General features: G+C 44.3%; 4 protein-coding genes, 1 pseudogene and 1 riboswitch. Of the genes and pseudogenes, 2 read left to right on the top strand and 3 right to left on the bottom strand.

Annotated elements, in window-relative coordinates:
- A pseudogene (locus tag PX484_RS08645) lies at nucleotides 1-207 on the bottom strand (RNA-guided endonuclease TnpB family protein); the annotation flags it as partial.
- An 86-nt stretch (nucleotides 208-293) separates the two neighbouring features.
- Nucleotides 294-390, top strand: a riboswitch (TPP riboswitch).
- Between the two features lie 8 nt (nucleotides 391-398).
- Between PX484_RS08645 and thiC the strand changes: the two are divergent.
- On the top strand, nucleotides 399-1,781 hold the full coding sequence (thiC, locus tag PX484_RS08650) for a phosphomethylpyrimidine synthase (protein WP_004268861.1): 1,383 nt from the start codon (nucleotides 399-401) through the stop codon (nucleotides 1,779-1,781).
- Nucleotides 1,782-1,867: 86 nt separating this feature from the next.
- On the opposite strand, the gene PX484_RS08655 is transcribed toward thiC, so the two are convergent.
- Nucleotides 1,868-2,407 carry a phycobiliprotein lyase gene (locus tag PX484_RS08655; protein WP_002751878.1) on the bottom strand — a complete coding sequence of 180 codons (540 nt, stop codon included), beginning with the start codon at nucleotides 2,405-2,407 and terminating at the stop codon, nucleotides 1,868-1,870.
- Between the two features lie 379 nt (nucleotides 2,408-2,786).
- Between PX484_RS08655 and PX484_RS08660 the strand changes: the two genes are divergently transcribed.
- Nucleotides 2,787-3,707 (top strand): NAD(+) kinase, encoded by a 921-nt coding sequence (locus tag PX484_RS08660; protein WP_004268863.1) that lies wholly within the window; start codon nucleotides 2,787-2,789, stop codon nucleotides 3,705-3,707.
- A 410-nt stretch (nucleotides 3,708-4,117) separates the two neighbouring features.
- Here the strand turns inward: PX484_RS08660 and PX484_RS08665 are convergent.
- Nucleotides 4,118-4,943 (bottom strand): ribonucleotide-diphosphate reductase subunit beta (locus PX484_RS08665; protein WP_288103483.1); only part of this gene is annotated, 826 nt, incomplete at its 5' end.

The raw sequence follows: 4,943 nt of genomic DNA on the forward strand, positions 1-4,943 counted from the left end.
AATTCCTAAACAGGTTTTCCCCACTGTCATATCGGGAACTAATTCCGTAGATTGGAAGGAAACCGAAACGTAAAATCCCGACGCTTTTTGGATAATTCGAGCTTGTTTAGGCTCGAACCAGGGCGGGTACTTTCTGGATTTCCTAATCCGAATTTTTCCCAATTGTGGAAAATTTAAGTATTCGTCACCTAAGAAGTTTATTGTAGGGGGTCTAAGTGGGTTTTAGCCTAACTGCCTAATCAAACAACAATCTTAAGCTTTATCTCCTCAGTCCTCAACAGTGGTACAATTGCCGTCATAGCTAGGGGTGTCTGAGGCAATCAGGCTGAGAAAGACCCTTAGAACCTGAGACTGGGTAATTCCAGCGTAGGGAAGCTGTTTACAGAGGAAATAAAATTATGAGACAAGAATGGGTTGCCCCCCGGCGCGGACAAGCAAATGTATCGCAAATGCACTACGCCCGTCAGGGGATAATTACCGAAGAGATGACGTATGTGGCAAAACGGGAAAATCTCTCTCCCGAATTGATTCGCAGCGAAATCGCCCGAGGAAGACTGATTATTCCCGCTAATATCAATCACCTCAACCTCGAACCCATGGCGATCGGTATTGCTTCTAAGTGTAAAGTTAATGCTAATATAGGGGCTTCGCCTAACTCCTCGAATATTAACGAAGAACTGGAAAAATTACACCTAGCGGTCAAATACGGCGCGGATACGGTGATGGATCTTTCCACCGGTGGCGGTAATTTGGACGAAATTCGCACTGCGATTATCAATGCTTCTCCTGTCCCCATCGGTACTGTACCCATCTATCAAGCGGTGGAAAGCGTTCACGGTAATATTGAAAAACTCACCGCCGAAGATTTCCTCCACATTATCGAAAAACACGCCGGGCAAGGGGTAGATTACATGACAATTCACGCAGGAATCCTCATCGAACACCTGCCTTTAGTCAAAACTCGTCTGACCGGGATTGTCTCCCGGGGCGGTGGTATTATTGCCAAGTGGATGTTACACCACCACAAGCAAAATCCTCTCTACACCCATTTCGATGAAATTATCGAGATTTTCAAGCGTTATGACGTTTCTTTTAGTCTCGGTGACTCCCTGCGTCCCGGTTGTACCCACGATGCTTCCGATGCAGCCCAATTAGCGGAATTGAAAACCCTCGGCCAACTGACGCGTCGCGCTTGGGAACACGATGTACAGGTAATGGTGGAAGGACCTGGCCATGTTCCCATGGATCAAATTGAGTTTAATGTGAAAAAACAAATGGAGGAGTGTAGCGAAGCACCTTTCTATGTTCTTGGTCCCCTTGTCACCGATATTGCCCCAGGGTACGATCATATCACTTCGGCGATCGGGGCGGCTCTGGCGGGTTGGTACGGGACGGCGATGTTATGTTATGTCACCCCGAAAGAACATCTCGGTTTACCCAACGCTGAAGATGTGCGAAATGGCTTAATTGCCTACAAAATAGCGGCTCATGCGGCAGATATCGCCCGTCATCGTCCGGGGGCGCGGGATCGTGATGACGAACTCTCCATCGCTCGTTATAATTTTGATTGGAATCGTCAATTTCAGTTATCCTTGGATCCCGATCGCGCTAAGGAATACCACGATGAGACTTTACCCGCAGATATCTATAAGACGGCGGAGTTTTGTTCGATGTGTGGACCGAAATTCTGTCCCATGCAAACTAAAGTCGATGCCGATGCGATTACGGAATTAGAGAAGTTTCTCGCTAGTCAGAATCAAGACAATTTAACCCCAGTTTAAAGGGGAGTTATGGGAAGGGCTGATTTGATTTCAGCCCTATTCCTAACATATAAGTCAAAATTCGGAGAATAACCGCCATTTTTTGACTAATTGACCCGTTTTTCTAGATATTGACCGATCATCAATTCCTGACCGGCGCGAGAGATAATAGTTTGTCGGGTGCGATATTGTTGACCGATGAGTTTAATTTCTTCTTCAAAGACAGAACCGGCGTATTCTGTTCTCAGACAGAGAGTAGAGGGGTTAGGAAAGGTATAAATGGCACTAACGGGTTTATCCGTCGCAAATCCCCGATCGCGATAGAGAATATTATCTAAAATACCGAATATAGTGGAACCGTTGGAGGGTTTTTTACTCTGGGGACGGAGATAATTACTTTGCCAAGTCACTTCCGTACCACCTAATAAAGCTGTATCTTCCAGATTATGTAAACGGGCAAGTTGAATTAATGGTTCGCTGCCTTGGGGTAAATATTTAATCTCGATGGCGCTGATAACTTCTTGGGGTTCCGTTTCTTGGGTGAGGGTGTAATAACGTCTCTGGGATTGCCAGCGTCCTTCTGTCTGCTTAAAAAAGGCTAAAGCCAAAGTTTCTAGCGATAATTGGGCGGTTTGAATTAATGTCATAGAAATAAAACCTTTCCTGTTTTTTGGTAGAGCAGATTTGTTATCCTTTGTCAAGAGTTTGCCAGAGAACTGTTACACATCTTAATACAATTATAACCTTGCGGGGAAATTAAGTGGTAGGTGTGTTGAGGGAGATAATTGGGAAAAAGTCGCATAGATACAGCAGTTACACGGAAAAAAGGGGATAACATTGCTAAAACCTGCGAGCTTATCCTAGTTACTTCCATTTACCCCTATCTATCGATTAATTCTGTCAAATTGGCTACAGTGAGGCCGAGGTGATTCCCCCAACCCCCTTTTTTACCTGTTACTTTTCACCCGATCTGTCCGGTCTTGCTATTGTTAAAAATATAGAACCTCCGAACAAGGTCTCAACTCCGTGCAGTTAAAACAAGTAATCATCGCTCACAAGGCCAACCATCCCCAAAGTAAAGCATGGGCGGAAAAATGCGCTAAACAGTTAGAAGCCCGTCAGTGTAAAGTTTTAATGGGACCCAGTGGCTTTAAAGATAATCCCTATCCAGTATTTTTAGCCTCAGCATCGGAAAAAATCGACCTCGCCATCGTTTTGGGCGGAGATGGAACCATTTTAGCCGCCGCTCGCTATTTAGCTCACGAAGACATTCCAATTTTAGCGGTGAATGTCGGCGGCCATCTGGGATTTTTAACGGAACCTTTTGAGATTTTCCAGGATACGGAGACGGTCTGGGAGCGTTTACAATCGGACCACTATGCGGTACAACAACGAATGATGTTAAAGGCCAGAATCTATGAAGGGGATAAAAGAAACCCGCAGCCAGTGAGCGAGGCATTTTATGCCCTGAATGAGATGTGCGTGAAACCCGCTAGTATCGATAGGATGCCCACCTCAATCCTCGAAATCGAAGTGGACGGGGAAATAGTAGATCAGTACCAAGGAGACGGTTTATTAGTGGCTACTCCCACGGGATCCACCTGTTACACCGCTTCCGCTAATGGCCCGATTATACACCCTGGCATGGAAGCGATCGCTGTCACCCCGATTTGTCCCTTGAGTCTCTCCAGTCGGCCGATTGTCATTCCCCCGGCATCTCTGGTCAGTATTTGGCCCCTGGGAGACTACGAATTAAATACTAAACTCTGGATGGATGGTGCTTTAGCCACTTCCATTTGGCCTGGGCAATGGGTGGGAGTTACCAAAGCTGAAAAATTCGCCCAATTTATTATCCTGCGGGAAAGCTATTCTTTTTATCAGACTCTACAGGAAAAATTGCAATGGGCCGGGGCGAGAATTCATTATGATGGCAATCGTCATAATTAGGGTTTGCGGCAAAAAGTTTTTCGTGGGGACAGGGTGTGGGGTGTAGGGTGTAGGGTGTAGGGTTTTACCGATTTTGAGGGGGTCAATTACCTAATTTTCAGGGAAAAAGTCCCTGAATTTTCCCCCCAATCACTCCAAAGGTCGGCACTTTTTGAGGTCAAAAAAGTCTAAAAACCTTATCCAACAAGGTTTTTAGATTTATTGAACAAGCCCTAAGTATATCTTCTAAAATTGGTCATTACTTCCGATTTTATCAGTAAATCTAGGCTTTTGGGGGTAGAACCCCCCAAACCCAGATGCACATTTGCTGATTGTCGGTATTTCTGCAAGAGAGGGTCAAAAGTTGTCAAAATATTTGACAAAGTTGCCACTTTATGGTAAGAAATTGGGTTATTATTATCCCTTAAATTTTAAATTTCATCCCATCCAGTTAAGCCAGAAGACATAACATAACTGGTAACGGTTGCTTCAAAAAAGTTAGCTTTGGTGTGGCCTTCTTTTTTGGTATCGGAGAAGCGTTCCAGATGGTTATAAGGACTTTTGTTATACTTTTCTTCCCTGTATAAAGGCTCAAGTCCGATCGCTTTTAGCCGAATATTAGCGAGGTATTTAGTGTACTGTTCGGTACTGTATTCGGTAATACCTAAAATGTCGTTGCCAACGATGTGATTTGTCCAGCGACATTCGTGTTTAACGGCACTATCGAACATCTCATAAATCTGTTCAACGGAATGGGGAAAAATTGCCATGGCTTCAGGAATAAGTTTCTGATACAAACGGACGTGACTTAATTCGTCCCGGTTGATCATTTTGAAAACGTCAGCACTACCGGACATTAGCTGTCGAGAAGCGAGATTATAGAAAAAGATAAAGCCGTTGTAAAAATACAAACTCTCCAGCAAATAATCGGCAAGAAGGGCGATAAAATAGCTTTCAGTAGTTTGTTTGTCGATGTATTGCTGGTAGAGACTAGCGATAAATTCACAGCGATCCTTGAGAACTTTATCGGTACGCCAAAAGTCATAAACTTCGCCTCTGCGATCCGAGGGAATAATGGTTTCAATTAAGTATTGATAACTTTGATTGTGCATGGCTTCTTGAGAAATTTGTTCCGCCATACAAAGACTAATTTCTGGCGCAGTGACGCTACCTTTTAGGTGGGGAATATTACAGGTTTGCACGGAATCAAGAAAGGTTAGATAGGACAAAATACCATCATAAGCATATCTTTCTTCG

This window comes from Microcystis sp. M49636_WE2 (genome assembly GCF_030065375.1).
Classification (GTDB): Bacteria; Cyanobacteriota; Cyanobacteriia; order Cyanobacteriales; family Microcystaceae; genus Microcystis; species Microcystis aeruginosa_C.

What these genes read in the sequence shown, in the direction of transcription:
- thiC (WP_004268861.1), top strand. Translation starts at nt 399, where the DNA reads ATGAGACAAGAATGGGTTGCCCCCCGGCGCGGACAAGCAAATGTATCG.
- PX484_RS08655 (WP_002751878.1), bottom strand. Translation starts at nt 2,407, where the DNA reads ATGACATTAATTCAAACCGCCCAATTATCGCTAGAAACTTTGGCTTTA.